Raw genomic sequence first — 17,683 nt, forward strand, 5'->3', positions numbered from 1 at the left:
AAGTGATGGTGGAAGCCATCATTTATCTGGTTTATTTCTATTATATGGAATATAGTGGAGGTATTAAAGCAAAAGGAGAAATGCAGAATGACCAGTCTCAAGGAGCAGTTGATCTCGATCCAACAGAATAATTATCAAGCCCCTCCACATATATTTGAATGGGTTATCCAGATGGTGGCGCAAATCGGTTCACTTGATGACGAGCTTCGCGATGATCTGATCTATTCCATCCTATCTCAGTGGATTCAGGATGGGGTGCTTACTGATGAGGAATTATCCAGGCTGGTCTCAATCATTCTGGACGATCAGCATCTTTTCTATCAAATAGGGGAGAATGGGACCGATTCGGTGTTTACACGCTCTTTTTCCGTGCTGCAGATTCCCGTCCTGCTCATTCGCCACAGAAACCAGCCATTCCTGACGAAGGAACAGGTTCATGAAATCAAGACGAAGGTATTCAACTATCTCCAAGCCGAAAAAGATTTGCGTGGTTATGTGGAGGGCAAGGGATGGGCGCATGCTGTTGCTCATGGAGCCGATGCGTTAGCTGAACTTGCTCAAGCGAATGAACTGGAAAAGGAAGACTTGCATACGATCCTCAAACTTGTTCGCTCCACGGTAACCACACCGCAAAGCATGTATACCGATGAAGAAGATGAACGAATGGTTAAAGTGGCAATTCGTGTGTGGCAAAGAAACCTTGTAACCCCCGAAGAAATGAACGCATGGGTTCGCAGTTTAGCGGACCTGGAAGGCAGCGGTTATACACTTCGGATCAGACAAGTGAACACGAAAAGCTTCCTGAGAAGCCTCTATTTCCGAGTCAAGCTCGTTGGAGTAGATGGGTTGTATGAACTGCCAATTGAAGAGGTCTTGCGATCACAGGGAAGATGGTTGACTGTTTAATGAAGGAGGCTTGTTCGTATGTTGCGAATGCGTAGTTTTTTGAGAATGTTCCTGTTTTTACTGTTATTTGTTATGGTTGGTGGAATTGCTCATGCGCAATCTGCAGAGCGCCTCCTGCCTTTCGATCGAATCCAATTGGATGGCGATCAATTATGGGGTTATTTGGATCAGGATGGCAAGGAAAAGATCAAACCAGCGTATACCACGGCTGAGCCATTTGATGAGAAAGGTACTGCCATCGTAGGAGTTTCTGAGGGTGAGGAAGTCAAGTACGGATTGATTGACGTGACCGGTCACTATGTCTGGAAACCGGAGTACAGCTATCTGAAAAAATGGACACCTGATGTTTTTATTGTGCAGACAGCGCATGAGACCAAATTGGTAACCAGAAATGGTCAAACACTTCTCCAAACGCAAGGATTACCGGAAGAACCAGCAGAAGACATGGCCGTTTTTCAAAAGAACGATCATTACGGCTATCTCGATTCCAAGGGGCGCGTCATGATTCAACCGCAGTATTCGTTTGCGACTTCTTTTAGCAAAGGGGAAGCAATCGTGACTTTGTCCGATAAGCGGTATGTGGTCATTAACAAGCAGGGCAAGGTGTTAAGAACGCTGCCTTACACAGCTGGTCAGGTATACATCGGAGAAATTCAAGATGGATTGGCTGTTGTGACATACACAGATCAACCGAATCATACCGGACTGATCAATTTCCAAGGAAAAATGGTTGTTCCCGCCACCTACACCTCTATCAACAGCTTGCATAATGGAAGGTGGGCCGTGGGCAAAGGGGACGAATCCTTAGATTATCCTCCAGGTGGTCCTGAGCATTACGCTATTGTGAATTCTCAAGGTCAATTCCTAACTGGTTTTGTGTATGACAGCATGGAGCCATTTGAAGGAGAGTATGCGGTTGCCTCGACAGGAACCTCTACATTTTTCATCGATCAGCATGGCAAAAAGGTAGAGAATCTCCCCACAATTGCTGGAATCGGATCAGTCTCTATTCAAGGGAACGTGATTACGGCGACGATTGATAACAGACTTCAATATTTGCGACGAGATGGCTCGATCATTTGGAAAGACACTCGTTCGTATGACCTCGGTTCAGGCTTGAAGGTTGCTGAAGCGAAAGTTCGCCCTCACCGTAACTATTTGGCTTATTATCCCGTTCTCCAAGGGATGAAAGACCAGCGCGTACAACAAAAAATCAACGACATGATGAAACACCAGAGTGCTGTGACTGATAGTGATTTTAACAGTGAGGACATCAGCTTCGATTTCTCAGTGGAAATGTACAAGAAGAATTTACTGGTGATCAGCACGACCTCCTATGTTTATCCGTTTGGAGCGGCACACGGGATGCCAGGACTCGAATACACGCATATCAATCTGAGAACAGGAGAGAAATTTAAGCTTGACGACCTTTTTCGATCAGGAAGTTCCTATAAGAAGAAGCTTAACGAAATGATTCGGGAGCAAATAAAAACCAAGGGAGAGGGCATGGGAGTATTCCCGGAAGTTTTACAGAATTTTGAACAGACCGAATTTGAAAATCACTTTTATATAGACGGAAATACACTCAACATTTATTTCTATCCATATGAAATTGGCCCTTACGCCGCAGGATTCATCACGTTCACCATTCCTTTGGATTCCTTAAAAGATGAAGTCAATGTGAACGGGGAGTTTTGGCAATCCATTTTTAACCCTTGACTAGAACGTAATTTCAGTTACAATAACCGATGGAGAGAATTTTTTGGTTGATTCATTTCAATTGGGAAGAAATTTGGAATATTCTAGCAAACTTGTAAAGTTATAGAAATTAAAACGAAAGAGGCGGAGGACTGCCTCTTTTCTTACATTTTGTACCCTCAGATCAATATCGACAGATGTGGTTGTAAAAGGAGTTGATTCAGGAAAATGTTATCTCGGGAACAAGAGTTTACTCGATCAGCGATGCATCACACCAAAAAAAGATCGCTCCGCTGGGTTCGCGCATTATGGATCATTGGGGCTTTACTTGTATACACTTTTATATCAACTGCTGCATTGGTATTATACGGTCCGTTCGAAAATCTTCGAAGCACCGTCATTGGCGCTATCCTTACCAGTCAGCATCCGTTTCTTATTGAACCGTTTTACTCTGCCGAAACTTTGGCCAAGTATCGACCTGTCGGATTGGACTCGATGGGCAAGGGGAGTATGTCTGCGGGTAACTTCTCGGCAATTAATGATACAGGGATTGAGGTTGTTCCGATCAAAACAGCCAAATACTCGGGAAGTCTCCTTATTATTAACGATCCCAAACGGGTTCATGTCGCTGTTACCAAAGAGATTAACAGCGTAGGTCAAACCGTAAGTGAGATGGTGAAGGACGCGAATGCGGTCGCTGGGATCAATGGTGGCGGGTTCTTTGATATCAAAGGACGTGGGACAGGCGGGTCGCCGCTTGGAATAACCATCTCACGCGGGAAATACGTTAGTGGAGATCAGCAGTCGGAACAACCAGTGATTGGGATGACCAAGGAAGGCGCACTGGTGATTGGCAAATACACCTATTCGGAATTGCAGCAATTGGGTATCACGGACGCGATTTCATTTGGTCCGGAACTGATTCGTGACGGTCAACCGTATCTGAAGGAATCAGACGGTTCATGGGGAGTTGCCCCTCGTTCCGCAATTGGACAGCGAAAAGACGGCGCCATCCTTTTATTGGCGCTCTCAGGTCGCGGAAATCAAGGAATCGGTGCTTCCCTGCTGGATTGTGAAGAGGTGCTGCTGCAAAACGGAGCAGACGTTGCAGCCAACCTGGACGGGGGCTATAGCTCGGAATTGTACTACAAAGGAGAATTCCTCGTGACACCGTCGAATCCTCTGGGAGAGCGTTATGTTGCCACGAGCTTCGTAGTAGATGGGGTGAAGCCATAATGAGGGGACAGAAAAAGACAACACGATCTTCTAAGAAGATAGTAAAGAGATGGATGACACTTTTTGTTTGCCTTACTTTGGTTCAGTTGCTAGTCCTGTTCGGGATTGATCAATTCTTGAAAGCTCCTGCGTTAGAAGCGCTTGCCTCGGTCAAGTCGGGACAAGAATCAACGGTGACTCGGCCGGAAGTACCGGCGGAGGCCGTTCAAACGGAATATAGCGGAGATAATAAGTACGCGGCCTACACGACAGCGGACAACGAGTTGGTCGTTTTAAAAGGAAACGAAGAAAGCTTCCGCAAAAAAGTTGGCGAAGTGAAATATATGAAGTGGCTTGGTGAATCCAACGCGTTAGTCTATTTCGTTGAAGGTAAAAATCTCACCGGATATTTGCTTCACGCGGACGGAGACAAACCGGCCAAAATATCAACTTGGAGCGCGTCGAATCGAGAGGTTGAGAAGACGTTCTTCTCTCCTTATATGGAGTTCCTGTATATCCAGTTCCACAATGGTGAGCGAACAGAAGTCTACAAGTTTGATGCCGCATACGGAATCAGCCAGATCCCGCTTGGGAATTTGAAGGTTGACGACATCCAGTATGATGACAAGAAAGACATCATGACGTTTACGACGCCTGAGGGCGAGGTTTGGCGTTATGAGGAAGACCGCTTGTATCGCCCGGATGGTTCTGAAGTGAAGCAAGCCAAGCCTGTTCATCATCGCAAGCCGAGTGAACAGGAATACTCCAATAAAAAATAGTAAGAAAAGACTTCGTCCCCTTACGCTCTGTTTAAGCTCGCATGTAGCATCTGCTGTCCGCTGCGTTCACTACGGAAGGGAGTCGACAAGAAAATCACTTCGTTTCTCAGTCTGATGTAAAGAATGCCGACTCTTTTCCTTCTTATGCTCTCTACGCTAGGTTTCGCTTAAAATGAGACGAGAGTGGACGATGTCTTTTCTTTAGCGGGCTTTCGCGAATGGAAGGAACATTCCAATATTATGAAAAAAGGGTACCCACTCGAAGTGGGTACCCTTTTTCTCACTCTATTAGATTGTCGTTCCAGTTCAAAAGTCGACTCCTACGAAAAAAGGTTACAATCGGCGTCAGGGTGTACCGATTGTAACCTTTTCGACTATTGAATGGAGATGCCCATTTCCTTAGAGGCTTGCTTCAGACTCTCTCTATTCACTTTGATGGCTTTCAAGATTTTGTCTTTATCTTTACTTCCAATCGCATCATCTAATGAGTCAAACTTCGTATGCATATCCTCCGATAATTTTGCGTTTTTCTCTTTGATCGGGGGAAGAACACTCGCGTGATATTCTTCATGAATTGTTTCGAACGTTTTACTTGCGCTGTCGATGTCACCTTTCGCAATATCGGATTCAATGCTGGCAAGACCATTCAATTCATCTTGAATCGCCTTTCCAAATTGGCTGCTACTTGGTATATTTGACTGATTGGATTGCTCTTGATGCTCAGGAGATGCTTGCGGGGTGCTAGGTTGTTGTGATCCACAACCTGCTTGTCCCAACCCCAAAAGCAAGATGAGTGAAACACTGAGAAGGCGATTCATTTTCATTATTCATTTCTCCTTTTCATACCTTTTATCATCGTGGATCCCGGAGCAGGCTTGCTTTTAAACCATATGAAAATACCTGTTAAACTGAGGACGATCATACAAATCGCCCCGATGTCCGTTATCCAAATCACAGAAAGATTACCGATTGTCCCAGAATGGATACCGAAGATTACCTTCTGCAGCTTCATCGATGTTTCTGAGCTGTAGCCAATGATGGATCGATGGTTCAATAGAATTCCCGTGAGCGCCATCACTAAAACAATGACAGAACCAATCATTCCGGTGATTCGGTGGATTACCCGTATAGTTCGATTCATAAATTCCCCTAATAAAATTCTTGTGTTAACTATAGTATAAGATTACATGAATCAATCAATACCGCTATAGCCTAGATGGGCTATTTGAAAAGAGACGCAGTCGGAATGTTTAATCTCTTTACAGAGGTAAAGTGATTAAACATTCCTTCCTTTCGCGTAAGCCCGCTGAGAAAAGACTTCGTCCACTTTTAGTCTCCTTGGAAGTGATTCCTAGGGAACTAACGGAGAAAGGGATCCGAACGGCCACCCAACCCCGTAGGGGTGCGAAGCGTTTGGCGGTTCCCCTTTCGGAGGTAGTGAGCGGACTATTTAACATCCATGCGAACTTCCACAGAGCGTAAAGGGACGAAGTCTTTTCGTGTTTGTGTCGTTTTGTTCACAGATTTACCCATGATATAGCCCAAATGGGTCATATTTTTCATTTAAAACACTTTGTTATAATGCCATAAGTTAAAAGTAAACGGTTTTGTGAGAGGGGTAAAAATCAGGTATGCGCAAGCCGCTCCTATATGTACTTCTGCTCGTTGTGTTCATACTTGCCAGCTTCCATGAAACAGCCTTGGCGAAGGGGCAATCTTCTAATAATCTGCAGCAGCTGATCGACCGAACGCCATCGGGTGGTACGCTGAACATACCGCCAGGAATCTACCAGGCTCCCATAATGATTACCAAACCGATCAAGCTTAAAGGCGAACGCGCAACTATTGCGCATGACGGCAAGGGGCCCGCTCTAACAGTCAAATCCGACCAAGTCTATTTGGAAGGAATACACATACAGGCTGCTCATCTCTCTAAAAAAGATCCGACGATTCTCATCCAAGGAAAGCACAACACACTTCAACAAATCACGATCGAGACGTCGGGGAGTGGGATTTTCTTGAGGCAGTCCCAGGATAATCAGATCAAACAGGTGGTCATCCGAGGATTATGGGACGGTACGAATGAGCAGAGTCGATTATCACAGAGAGGGAATGGGATCGATTTGCTTGAATCTCATCGCAACGAGATCAGCAACTGCCAAATATCCAGTATGCACGACGGAATCTACCTCGAAAGCAGTGATGACAATCGTGTGGTAGATAATCAGGTCAATCGCTCCCGATATGGCTACCACTTCATGTATTCAGCTCGTCCGATCCTTGAGGGCAACAGGGGAGATCAGAATGTGACCGGAGCGATGGTAATGGGTGCTGATAACGCGACTGTTGTGCACAATCAATTTCGCAAACAAAGCGAGAACGTCAATTCACAGGGTCTTCTTCTGTTCGAAGTGAATCATTCACTCATTCGGGACAATGTGATGGACGGGAACCGCGTGGGTATTTATGTGGAAAAATCATCGGACAACAAACTGGTCAAAAATCAGGTGGTTCGTAACTTCATTGGACTGCAAATGAAAGGCTCGGCAAATAACCAGATCGTACAAAACGATTGGCTTGCGAATGTCACACAGGTGGAGTCCATGGATAGTTCGAGCAATCAGGTCAACCACAATTATTGGGATGATTTTCAAGGGCTTTCGCTGTCTGGCACCAACGAAAGCGATCTTCCTTATCACATTAGTCCGTTTTTCCTGAAGCTTGCAACGCGCAATCCTGCGTACCAAATGTTTTTTCATGCACCCGGCACAGTTTTTCTGGAAGGGTTGCTTTATACAGACCAAAGCCAGGGGATGACAGACCCGGCTCCGCTAATGAAACCATCTACTGCGGGGATGACCGACAACGACAAGGGACAAACCGTTACCTATAGCGTATTCGTCAGTATGCTTCTGTTTGTATCAAGCTGCGTACTCTATCTACTTTTTGGGAGGAAAACAAGATGAAAAAAGGATTAGTAGTATTCGCCACGATCATGATGCTAGGCTTGACAGGCTGCGGGAAACAAGCTGCAGCTCCTGTAGATATCAATGAAGAAGCGGATAAATGTCAGGAATGCAACATGCAAGTAGCGAACAATTCAAGCGCCACAGAGATGATTTTAAAGAACGGGCAAGTCTATAAGTTTGACGATATTGGCTGCATGAATGAATGGAAGAAACAGCATGCATCTGAAGAAGTTGATGTCATGTACGTAAGAGATTATTATTCGAATCAATGGTTGAAGGAAGAAGAAGCGACCTATGCGTATGATCCTACATTCCCAACACCAATGGCTTATGGCATTTACTCGTTCAAAGATAGTCAAGAAGCGCAGAAGTTTGTAGACGAGCAGAAAAAAGGCAAGATCATGACGGCTGCTGATTTGGAAAAGCATATGTGGGACCGAAACAAAGATTCCATGGGCAATATGAATATGAATAACAATAATATGAATATGGGTCAACAACCGGCAAATCATTCGAGCCATAAATAATCGGAGGGGGAGTGAACGACCATGTATCTATGGAGTGTGGCCAAACGAGAAATGAGACTGGGATTCCGTAATCCATGGTCTTATTCATTTCTTGCTCTGTTTTCTTTTTTTACGCTGGCCTTGTTGGTCATTCAATCACAGGTTCAGATCACGGGCTATACCAGTACGACTGGAACCATGTTGAATCTTATCTTATATCTGGTTCCTCTTTTAACTCTATTGCTCGGTTCATTTTCTGTAACGGCTGAGAAGGAGGACGGTAACTGGCGGCTCTTGTCCACGTATGCCTTAAGCAGCTCCTCTTTTTTATGGGGGAAATACATCGGCTTGTGCGGGGTGCTTGTTTCCATAGTCAGCTTCGGCTACGGATTGGCTGGTGTCATCGGCGCTCTGATCGGGAAAGCATTTACGAGTGATATGCTGCTGCTCTTTTTCGTATTTACGGTGTGCCTCGTCCTCTTATTTCTCGGGCTGGCCATTCTGATCGGGTCTTTGTCCAAAAATAGATGGCAGGCGTTAACCATAGGGGTAGGCGTGTGGTTTCTCCTGATTCTGGGCTGGCAAACCCTGCTGATCTCCACATTATCTATTGCGCCATACCTTTGGATCAAACCGATACTGGTCATGGTTACTTTTCTCAATCCGGCGGAATTAATCCGTTTGTTTATGGTCGTAAAATTGGGAGGCGGCTCCGTACTTGGTCCCGAATACTATCAGTGGGTGGAATGGATCAAAGCTCCGATGGGAACGCCTGTCTTTTTACTGGTTTGCGTTAGCTGGATTGGCGTGTATGTAGGAAGTTCCATTTTACGCTGGGAGAGGAGCCGTTACCGTGACGAATGAAGTCCTGCATGTTGAGGATATTTCCAAACAGATTCAGAAACAGACCATCCTAGAAACCGTCAGCTTCTCTTTACAGAAGGGACAGGTCATGGCTTTGTGCGGAGGAAATGGCGCGGGTAAAAGTACGATGCTCCAAATGATTGTCGGAATCACTCAGCCTTCCTCGGGACACATTCTGGTAGACGGCCTGGAGCGTAAAAAAAATCGCAAGCTGTACGCTAATAAGATCGGGTATATGCCTGATGATTTTCAGTTTGGAAGCGCGCTTTCCGCACAGGAGACGTTGATGTTCTATGCGTCACTTCGCGGAGTTTCCAAAGACAAGGTGATACAGACTTTGCATGATGTAGGTTTGTACAACGTAAGAAATAAGAATGTGTCTACATTTTCCAAAGGAATGCGACAACGTCTCTTGTTTGCCCAATCCAATTTGTCTACGCCTTCTTTGCTCGTGCTTGATGAGCCGACGAATGGACTTGATCCCTACTGGATGGATGAATTGGCCGCTCAAATTCTTCAGTTGAAAAAAGCTGGGCAAACAATCATCTTCTCCACTCATCACTTGCAATTAGCAGAAACAGTAGCCGATCACGTCATTTTTCTTGATCGCGGTAAGATTTTGGATCACAATACACTTGAGTATTTTATGGATAAATATGCTTCGGGCGGGTTGAACAGCGCATTTACCGATTTGCGAAAAAGTAAACAAAATCAATAAAGGAAGAAGGAGCGCTTGTATGCAACGATCAATTCTACTTGTCGTCATGATGATTTTACTCGGCACTTTCATGGCTGGTTGCGGCCTAGGAACGAAACCGATAGAACTCTCTGACCAGAACGTGGTATTAACGAGCGATCCCGCAGAGCCAAAAGCGAAGGAAGATTGCACGTTGAGCGTTTCGTTTAAAGGGATTGAACCAATTAAGGACGGAATGGTACAAGTGGAAATCTCCAAGAAAGACTCAAAGAGAAAGCTGATGGACGCTATCATGCAATTGGATGGGACGTTCACGGTCAGCCCAACTTTTGCGGAAGCGGGCACGTATAATATCACCATTCATGTGACCACCCCAGAGATCCATCAAATTTTTGAACGGAAGCTTGAAGTAAAATAATAAGAAAAGCAATTGACGAACATTCGGCAAGGTGCTATTAATGGGAATCATCCGATGAGTCGAAAGGAGTTCCCTATGTCATCCTTTACGAAACAGGAAACAGGTGTTTTTCCGGCAGTCTGTCCGCTGGATTGTCCGGATCAGTGCGGTCTGTTGCTTCATAAGCAAGACGGTAAGATTGTCAGAGTACAGGGCGATCAGTCCCACCCCATCACCAAGGGAGCTATCTGCAATAAGGTTCGTCATATGGCAGAACGAGTGCATAGTCCAAAGCGCCTGCAATATCCGATGAAACGAGTAGGAGCCAAGGGTGAAGGGCGATTTGAACGCATCAGCTGGGAGGAAGCCATTGAAACCATTACCTCCAAGTGGAAGCAGTTAATCGCCGAGCATGGTCCTGAAGCCATCCTGCCTTACAGCTTTTATGGCAATATGGGGTTGGTTGGGACGGAAGGAATGGATCGCCGTTTCTTTCATCGCATGGGAGCAAGCAGGCTGGAGCGGACGATTTGTCAATCAGCCGGAACAACCGGTTATAAGTTTACGATGGGGGCCAATCTCGGGATAGACCCGGAAGAGACGGTTCACACGAAGTTGTTTATTTTCTGGGGAATTAATGCAGTCAGTACCAATATGCATCAGGTGGTACTGGCGGAGCAGGCTCGCAAAAACGGCGCCAAGATTATCGTCATTGACGTTCATAAGAACCAGACAGGACGCTGGGCAGACTGGTTCATCCCAATTCTGCCAGGAACAGACGGGGCGCTGGCACTTGGCTTGATGCATATCTTGTTTGCCGAGAATTTAGTGGATGAGGTGTTTCTGCAAGAGTATACGGTGGGACATGAAGAATTACGGGAACATGTCAAACCGTATACCCCCGAGCGAGTCTCCAGAATTACGGGAGTCCCGGTCGAGGATTTGCTTCGTTTGGCGCGGATGTACGCCAATACGACACCAGCTTTTATCCGTATCGGAAACGGCTTGCAGCATCATGACAACGGCGGGATGTCTACTCGCGCGATTAGCTGTCTGCCTGCGCTTACAGGTCAGTGGTCGCTAAAGGGCGGCGGAGCGATCAAATCAAACGGCAGCTATTTGGAGTGCAATTCCGAGGCGGCTCAACGTCCTGATCTGCTCGAAAACCCAAACACGCGAAGTATTAACATGATTCAGCTTGGCAAGGCATTGTTGGAGCTGGAAGAGCCAATCCGATCTCTCTATGTGTATAACACGAATCCTGCGGTTGTAGCGCCTCGTGCCAATAAGGTTAGACAAGGGCTTGCGCGGGAAGATTTGTTTACGGTCGTACATGATCTCTTTTTGACCGAGACGGCCGTTTACGCGGATATTGTGTTGCCTGCCACTTCTTCATTTGAAAACATGGACTTCTATCGTTCTTATTGGCATCAATACGCGCAAATACAACTGCCAGTACTTCCGCCTTATGCAGAGTCCAAGTCCAATACGGAAGTATTTCGCTTATTGGCGCAAGCGATGGGATATACGGAACAGGCCCTGCGCGATTCAGAAGAAGAGCTGATTCGGCAGGCGCTGGATCATCCGCGTAATCCCCGTCTGGAAGGAATTACGTTCGAAGGACTTGTCGAGAACAAGTTCCAGAAGGCCAAAGCGATTCCGCTTCTTCCAGGCAAACTGCCCACTCCAAGCGGCAAAATCGAGCTGTACAGCGAGACCATGGCGCAGAAGGGATATCATCCGCTGCCAATCTATTTACCGCTTGTACAAGACGAGCAGCATGAATTCTGGTTCATTCCGGCACCGAATCATAATTTCCTAAACTCCACCTTCTCTAATACCGACAAGCACGTCCAGATGGAAAAGGTACCGAAAATTCACATGAATCGTACAGACGCGGCAAGACTTGGAATCGTCGACAAAGAGCTGGTCAGAGTCTGGAATGATCGGGGAGAATGCGAGATGACCGTGGTGATCGGGGAAGATGTCTTGCCGGGAGTTGCTGTCAGCCAAGGATTGTGGGCGGACAAACCGGGAGCCAAGTGGCTGCTTAATTCGCTGACCCCTGACCGAATCGCCGACATGGGCGGAGGGGCGGTCTTCTTCTCGGGAAAGGTCAATATTGCCAAGTGTGAATAACGATGAAAAGGGCTATCCGTGAAGGATGGTCCTTTTCTTTTCGATAAAAAAACAGACTCTCGGTTAAGATAAGCTGGAATTTGTTACTTGGTCAAAATAGGGGGAGAATGGCTGATGGCACAACAGGCGCCACAACGTTACGCAAACATTATCCCAATGAAAGAGCTGGATACGGTTGAAAAGCGGCTTTCTCCGTTCCAGGTTATGGAGCAGCTGAGGCGCGCGACTCCCGTTCGATACGACCCAGACCGGGATTGCTGGGATGTGTTTCACTATGAGGATGTTCACTCCATCTTAAAAAATACCACGGTTTTCTCTTCAAAACGAGCGATAGCGGAGAAAGTAGAAAGCTTATTAACAATGGATCCGCCAAAGCACAGCCAAATGCGTAGCCTCGTAAACAAGGCGTTCACTCCTAAAAAAGTAAATGACCTCACTCCACGAATCATAGACATCACCAATGAACTCTTGGAAGATGTAAAAGCAAGCAATCAACTGGATATCGTCCGCGATCTGGCTGGACCGCTCCCGGTGATCGTCATTGCGGAGATGCTTGGCATTCCTTCCAACGATCGGATGTTGTTTAAGGAATGGTCTGATGTACTGGTCAAAGGACCTGAAGTGAACACGGACGAAGCGTATGAAGCGATTCTCAAGGAACGGGAGCAAACCATTGGCAAGCTGGCAGCCTATTTCCAAAACATTATACGAGAGCGCGGGAATAAACAGCAGGACGACTTGATCTCTTTGCTGCTGCAGGCAGAAGTGGATGGGCAGAAACTGCGGGAAGAGGAAGTGCTTAGCTTTTGCATTTTGCTGCTGGTGGCGGGAAATGAAACAACTACCAACTTGATAGCGAATTCCGTTCGATATATGACGGAGGATATCCAGCTGCAAGATTTATTGCGCAAGCATCCTGATAAACTTACGGATGCGGTCGAAGAATTCCTCCGATTCTATCCGCCAATCCAAGCGATTGGACGCGTAACGACTCAGGATACGGTCATTCGAGAACAGCAGATTCAAGAGGGAGCTCAGGTGATCAACTGGGTGATCTCGGCTAATCGGGATGAAGATAAATTTGAGAATCCGGGTGTGTTTAACCCGGATCGGAAGCCGAATCCCCATATTTCTTTTGGTTTCGGGATTCATTTTTGCCTGGGAGCTCCGCTTGCTCGTTTGGAGGGAAAGATTGCGCTGGAGATTTTACTCTCTCGCTATCAACAGATTGCCCTGAAGGAAGGGGAAGCCTTGATTCCGATTCCAAGCCCATTTGTGTTTGGCGTTAAGAAGCTTCCGGTTACTGTTCAATAAGCTCAGGCTGGTGTCGTGGTGACATCAGCTTTTTTGTTCGTAACGGTTTTGCGTAAAGAGAGTTCCTAATATTCTAAATTATATAGAAGGTGAATGAGGAATTCAGGTCGAATTTCTCTGGTACATAAGGATCTTACAAGGGGGAATGGCCATGAGCTGGAATTTGAATGAAAATTTAAAACGAAGCGCAACCATGTATCCAGATCGGGACGCGATTATCTATAATCAGGAGAAAATAACCTATGCCCAGTTGAATCATCATGTTGACAAGTTAGCGGCTGGACTCATCTCCCGTGGAATTCGCAAAGGGGACCGGGTCGCTCTTGTGCTTGGAAATAGCCTTGAATTTGTAAGCGCTTACTATGGGATTCTGCGAACAGGTGCGGTCGTTGTTCCGATTAATCCAATCTTTTCGGCACGTGAAATTGAATATATCCTGTCCAATTGCGAAGCTCAGGCGGTCGTAGCCCTTGGCGCCTTGGAACAGGTGATTGCTCCGATGCAAGAACGATTACCTCATGTACAATTCGTCGTTTATACAGGGGAGGTTGAAGGTCCAACCAGCTTTGCAAGTCTTCTGGAAGCTTCCCATGGTGAAACGACTTCCATGCCAGATACGACACCGGACGATTTGGCTGTAATTCTTTACACCTCAGGAACGACAGGCAATCCAAAAGGGGCGATGCTCACTCATCAGAACATGGCCTCCAATGCGGAAGCATTGCATCCGTTGTTTCAACTGACCAAGGAGGACCGTGTAGTCGCTGTGCTCCCGATCTTCCACGTCTTTTGCATGACGGTATGCCTTAATTCGCCAATCGCGCTCGGAGCTGCCGTGATCATCATACCGAAGTTCAGTCCGGCACACGTTCTGGAGATCATTCGGGAAGAGAAAGCCACCTTGTTTGCGGGTGTGCCCACGATGTACAACTTCTTGCTTCAATACCCGGAAGGACGGGCGCAAGATTTCGAAAGTATCCGGTTGTGCGTATCTGGCGGTTCGTCCATGCCGGTGGAATTGTTGTACCGATTTGAAGAGAAGTATCAAACGATCGTTCTTGAAGGCTACGGACTCTCGGAGGCGGCTCCGGTTACCACCTTTAATCCACTGGGTGGAACAAGAAAATCAGGTTCAGTCGGAGTAGAAATTGCCGGGGTCAGCAACAAGATTGTCGATGACGAAGGAAACGAGGTTCCCAGAGGGGAAGTCGGGGAACTGGCAGTCAAAGGCCCCAACGTGATGAAAGGCTACCTCGGCATGCCGGAAGCAACGGCCCAAGTGCTGAAAAACGGCTGGTTGTTCACAGGGGACATGGCGATGATGGATGATGAAGGGTACGTCTACATCGTCGACCGCAAAAAAGACCTGATCCTGGTGGGCGGCTACAACGTTTACCCGCGAGAAGTGGAAGAAGTGCTGTATCAGCATCCGTCGGTGATTGAAGTAGCCGTGATTGGGGTTCCGGACCAAGAGTATGGAGAAGCGGTCAAAGCCTTTGTCGCCCGCAAGTCAGAAGAGACCACTTCAGAAGAGTTGATTCAATTCTGCGAGGAGAAGATGGCCAAATACAAAGTGCCTAGAATGATAGAGTTTGTTTCCGATTTACCGAAGAATACAACGGGCAAAATTCTCAGAAAAGCTTTGCGAGAACATCTTACAGCAGAAGCTAAGGAGAATGTCTAGTAACCAAAGACGACCAGTAGGATTTCCTACTGCGTCGTCTTTTTTATGTCTCTATTAGAGACTTTTTTTATGGGATAAAAAAGTTCTTGCCGCTGTAAATTTAATGAGTATAATATTTCGTATGAGAAATTTTCTGGTACGAAATGAAATGGAGGGAGCGTGAATGGACAAATCAATCCTGCTCGGTGATTATCTGCGACGATTAAATAAAGTGGTTTCTTGTATTACGACGCGGGAGTTTGAGCAGCAAGGGATTACAATGCCACAGGTTCTGGTATTGCGGACCATTTTCCATGAGCCAAAGACAATTGGCCAGATTAGCAGTGCCGTACAACTTTCTTACAGTACCGTATCAGGAATCATTGATCGGTTAGAACGTGACCAACTTGTTCATCGCACGCGAGATGAGGAAGATCGGCGTGTGGTCTGGATTCATCGCACAGACAAGATTGAGGAAATAAAGAAACAGGTTCCATTTTTTCAAGAAGAGCTTACAGCTCGTCTGTTTCAGGATCTAACGGAAGAGCAAATAGACAATATCGTTTCAGCTCTGGAATTACTCATTCATCAATTAGAGAAGAAAGTTGAGGAGAAACCATGAAAAGAAAGCTTGTTCTATACTTGATTCTCACCGCTATGGTAGTGGCGGGTGGAGGAATCGGTTATTACTACTGGTACGAAGGAGCTCACTATGTGAAGACAGAGGATGCCCGGATTACGGGGGATATCTATCGGGTGATGCCTAGAATCGCAGGCAAGCTGACCTCTTTATCCATGGAAGAGGGAGATACCGTTCTGGCCGATCAAATTGTGGGTCAGCAAGATAACAGCAACATTCCAGGGAATCTCCTGGAGAATGCTTCCTTACGTTCCCCGATTAACGGAACGGTGATCAAAACTATGGCCAAGGTGGGCGAAGTGGTATCACCGGGGCAAGCGGTTGCGATGGTGATGGACGAGAACAATCTGTATATCTCCGCCAACATCGAGGAAACCGATTTATACAAGATTCATGTAGGCGAAGTGGTTGATTTCACTGTAGATTCTTTCCCGGGACAACAATTCTCTGGAAAAGTAAAAGAGATTGGTCAAGCAACCAATTCGACGTTCTCCTTACTTCCTGCGACCAATACAAGCGGGAATTTCACCAAGGTGACCCAGCGGATTCCGATTAAAATCTCCATCGATTCCTCGAATGGGGCGCACTTGCTTGGTGGAATGAACGCTGTGATCAAAATTCATTTGAAAGGAAACTAAGGTGATCATGCAGATGAAAAATATTGCTAGTCATAAATACATTCAGTCGTTTGTTGTTTTTACACTTCTTGCCACGTCGGTCTCTCTAGCTGGTTGCAGTTCGGATCCGGTCAGCGGGCAGGCACAAAGTCTCCCATCCGTTAAAGTGTTCAAAGTAGCGGATGGCGGTGCTGCGGGTGTCATGGCCAATGGGAAAGTGGCTGCCGCTCAAGAGATCCAAGTCGTTTCCAAATTGCCAGGCAAAGTAGCCAGTGTCTCTGTTGATGAAGGGACCAAAGTGAAAAAAGGCCAGGTGCTGGTTCAGTTGGAAGCAGATGATTATGTTCAGCAGGTGAATCAGGCTCAAGCTGGAATTGCCGGAGCCGAAGCGCGACTGAACGATCTAAAAGCGGGTGCGCGCTCCCAGCAGATTGACCAATTGAAAAGCACAGTGGACCAGGCCAAAGCTGGATACGACACTGCGCAAAAAGCCTACAACCGCATCAAGTCCTTATACGATGCCGGGGCAGTCTCGCAATCTGATCTGGATAAAGTACAATTAGACTTGGATAAAGGCAGAACGGGTTATGAAGCAGCCAAAGCAGCGCTTGATCTGGCTCAAGCTGGGGCAACGAGCAACAGCATTGCCGCCTCCGCTTCTGATGTGGAGCGCATGCGTTCCAGTCTGGCAATGGCTCAAACCACTCTCGGCAACACCGTAATTAAATCGCCAATCGATGGCGTTGTGTCCCGTCGTTCCATTGATCCGGGCGAGATGGCTTCACCAGCTGCACCTCTTCTCACTATTGTCAACATGGATACAGTGAAAGTGGAAGCGAGTGTCTCACAAGATCAGATCGATCAAGTGAAGCAAGGCTCCAAAGTAACTATCCAGGTGAACGGATTGCCGAATAAAACATTTACTGGAACCGTCGAATTTATCAGTCCGGTCTCAGATCCCAACAGTAGCACCTTCCCTGTGAAGATCGTTGTGCAGAATACGGAAGGCCTGCTTCGCGCGGGGATGATCGCACAGGTTTCCTTCTCTAATCAGCCGGTTAGTCGCTTAGAGCTACCTGCATCCGCGCTTGTAAAGAAAGATAATAAAACTTTTATCTATAAAGTAGATGGCGATACGATTCATCAAGTGGAAGTGAAGACAGAATCCAAAAATGCTGATTGGGTATATGTCCAAAGTGGCGTGCAAGCCAAAGATCAGATTGTACTCAATCCGAGCGACAAGCTTTCTGATGGAAGTCGCGTCCAAGTTGAATAGGGG

At 46.6% G+C, this 17,683-nt stretch carries 17 protein-coding genes; 15 read left to right on the forward strand and 2 right to left on the reverse strand.

The genetic code is table 11. The features are described 5' to 3' along the window. The first annotated feature begins 87 nt into the window (after positions 1 to 87). The 4 genes from ACQCN2_RS19495 to ACQCN2_RS19510 all read left to right on the forward strand — a co-directional run bounded on the left by ACQCN2_RS19495 (position 88) and on the right by ACQCN2_RS19510 (position 4,598). Positions 88 to 906: a DUF2785 domain-containing protein gene (locus ACQCN2_RS19495; protein WP_426930613.1), complete on the forward strand. Its 819-nt coding sequence runs from the start codon at positions 88 to 90 to the stop codon at positions 904 to 906. A gap of 18 nt (positions 907 to 924) precedes the next feature. After that, on the forward strand, positions 925 to 2,625 hold the full coding sequence (locus tag ACQCN2_RS19500) for a WG repeat-containing protein (RefSeq protein ID WP_426930614.1): 1,701 nt from the start codon (positions 925 to 927) through the stop codon (positions 2,623 to 2,625). A 207-nt stretch (positions 2,626 to 2,832) separates the two neighbouring features. Continuing rightward, a complete protein-coding gene (locus ACQCN2_RS19505; RefSeq protein ID WP_426930615.1) occupies positions 2,833 to 3,840 on the forward strand; it encodes a phosphodiester glycosidase family protein in 1,008 nt (335 codons plus the stop codon). Next, positions 3,840 to 4,598 carry a hypothetical protein gene (locus tag ACQCN2_RS19510; RefSeq protein WP_426930616.1) on the forward strand — a complete coding sequence of 253 codons (759 nt, stop codon included), beginning with the start codon at positions 3,840 to 3,842 and terminating at the stop codon, positions 4,596 to 4,598. Before ACQCN2_RS19505 ends, ACQCN2_RS19510 begins: the two co-directional genes overlap by 1 nt. Positions 4,599 to 4,972: 374 nt before the next feature. On the opposite strand, the gene ACQCN2_RS19515 is transcribed toward ACQCN2_RS19510, so the two are convergent. Both ACQCN2_RS19515 and ACQCN2_RS19520 read right to left on the reverse strand, forming a co-directional pair. Beyond that, on the reverse strand, positions 4,973 to 5,422 hold the full coding sequence (locus ACQCN2_RS19515; RefSeq protein WP_426930617.1) for a hypothetical protein: 450 nt from the start codon (positions 5,420 to 5,422) through the stop codon (positions 4,973 to 4,975). Further along, a complete protein-coding gene (locus tag ACQCN2_RS19520) occupies positions 5,422 to 5,739 on the reverse strand; it encodes a hypothetical protein (protein ID WP_426930618.1) in 318 nt (105 codons plus the stop codon). Before ACQCN2_RS19520 ends, ACQCN2_RS19515 begins: the two co-directional genes overlap by 1 nt. 490 nt (positions 5,740 to 6,229) lie before the next feature. Here ACQCN2_RS19520 and ACQCN2_RS19525 point away from each other — a divergent pair, with 490 nt between their 5' ends. The 11 genes from ACQCN2_RS19525 (at position 6,230) to ACQCN2_RS19575 (ending at position 17,680) form a co-directional block, all read left to right on the forward strand. Further along, positions 6,230 to 7,564, forward strand: coding sequence for a right-handed parallel beta-helix repeat-containing protein (locus ACQCN2_RS19525; protein ID WP_426930619.1), 1,335 nt, complete (start codon positions 6,230 to 6,232; stop codon positions 7,562 to 7,564). Next, the gene (locus tag ACQCN2_RS19530; RefSeq protein ID WP_426930620.1) at positions 7,561 to 8,094 is read left to right on the forward strand and encodes a nitrous oxide reductase accessory protein NosL; all 534 of its coding nucleotides are present in this window, start codon (positions 7,561 to 7,563) and stop codon (positions 8,092 to 8,094) included. Before ACQCN2_RS19525 ends, ACQCN2_RS19530 begins: the two co-directional genes overlap by 4 nt. 21 nt (positions 8,095 to 8,115) lie before the next feature. Then, positions 8,116 to 8,937 carry an ABC transporter permease gene (locus ACQCN2_RS19535; RefSeq protein ID WP_426930621.1) on the forward strand — a complete coding sequence of 274 codons (822 nt, stop codon included), beginning with the start codon at positions 8,116 to 8,118 and terminating at the stop codon, positions 8,935 to 8,937. Beyond that, positions 8,927 to 9,655, forward strand: coding sequence for an ABC transporter ATP-binding protein (locus ACQCN2_RS19540; RefSeq protein ID WP_426930622.1), 729 nt, complete (start codon positions 8,927 to 8,929; stop codon positions 9,653 to 9,655). The genes ACQCN2_RS19535 and ACQCN2_RS19540 overlap by 11 nt, the downstream gene beginning before the upstream one ends. Before the next feature lie 19 nt (positions 9,656 to 9,674). Next, on the forward strand, positions 9,675 to 10,052 hold the full coding sequence (locus tag ACQCN2_RS19545; protein WP_426930623.1) for a hypothetical protein: 378 nt from the start codon (positions 9,675 to 9,677) through the stop codon (positions 10,050 to 10,052). A gap of 75 nt (positions 10,053 to 10,127) precedes the next feature. Continuing rightward, the gene (locus ACQCN2_RS19550; protein ID WP_426930624.1) at positions 10,128 to 12,170 is read left to right on the forward strand and encodes a molybdopterin oxidoreductase family protein; all 2,043 of its coding nucleotides are present in this window, start codon (positions 10,128 to 10,130) and stop codon (positions 12,168 to 12,170) included. Between the two features lie 114 nt (positions 12,171 to 12,284). Next, positions 12,285 to 13,484 carry a cytochrome P450 gene (locus ACQCN2_RS19555; protein WP_426930625.1) on the forward strand — a complete coding sequence of 400 codons (1,200 nt, stop codon included), beginning with the start codon at positions 12,285 to 12,287 and terminating at the stop codon, positions 13,482 to 13,484. 151 nt (positions 13,485 to 13,635) lie between these two features. Further along, positions 13,636 to 15,168, forward strand: coding sequence for a long-chain-fatty-acid--CoA ligase (locus ACQCN2_RS19560; protein WP_426930626.1), 1,533 nt, complete (start codon positions 13,636 to 13,638; stop codon positions 15,166 to 15,168). A 163-nt stretch (positions 15,169 to 15,331) separates the two neighbouring features. Continuing rightward, positions 15,332 to 15,769 carry a MarR family winged helix-turn-helix transcriptional regulator gene (locus ACQCN2_RS19565; RefSeq protein WP_426930627.1) on the forward strand — a complete coding sequence of 146 codons (438 nt, stop codon included), beginning with the start codon at positions 15,332 to 15,334 and terminating at the stop codon, positions 15,767 to 15,769. Then, positions 15,766 to 16,425 (forward strand): efflux RND transporter periplasmic adaptor subunit, encoded by a 660-nt coding sequence (locus tag ACQCN2_RS19570; protein ID WP_426930628.1) that lies wholly within the window; start codon positions 15,766 to 15,768, stop codon positions 16,423 to 16,425. Before ACQCN2_RS19565 ends, ACQCN2_RS19570 begins: the two co-directional genes overlap by 4 nt. Positions 16,426 to 16,438: 13 nt before the next feature. Next, complete coding sequence (locus ACQCN2_RS19575; RefSeq protein ID WP_426930629.1) at positions 16,439 to 17,680, forward strand: efflux RND transporter periplasmic adaptor subunit; 1,242 nt, start codon at positions 16,439 to 16,441, stop codon at positions 17,678 to 17,680. The last annotated feature ends 3 nt before the right edge of the window (positions 17,681 to 17,683 follow it).

It is taken from the genome of Brevibacillus ginsengisoli, from assembly GCF_050113715.1.
GTDB lineage: Bacteria > Bacillota > Bacilli > Brevibacillales > Brevibacillaceae > Brevibacillus_H > Brevibacillus_H ginsengisoli.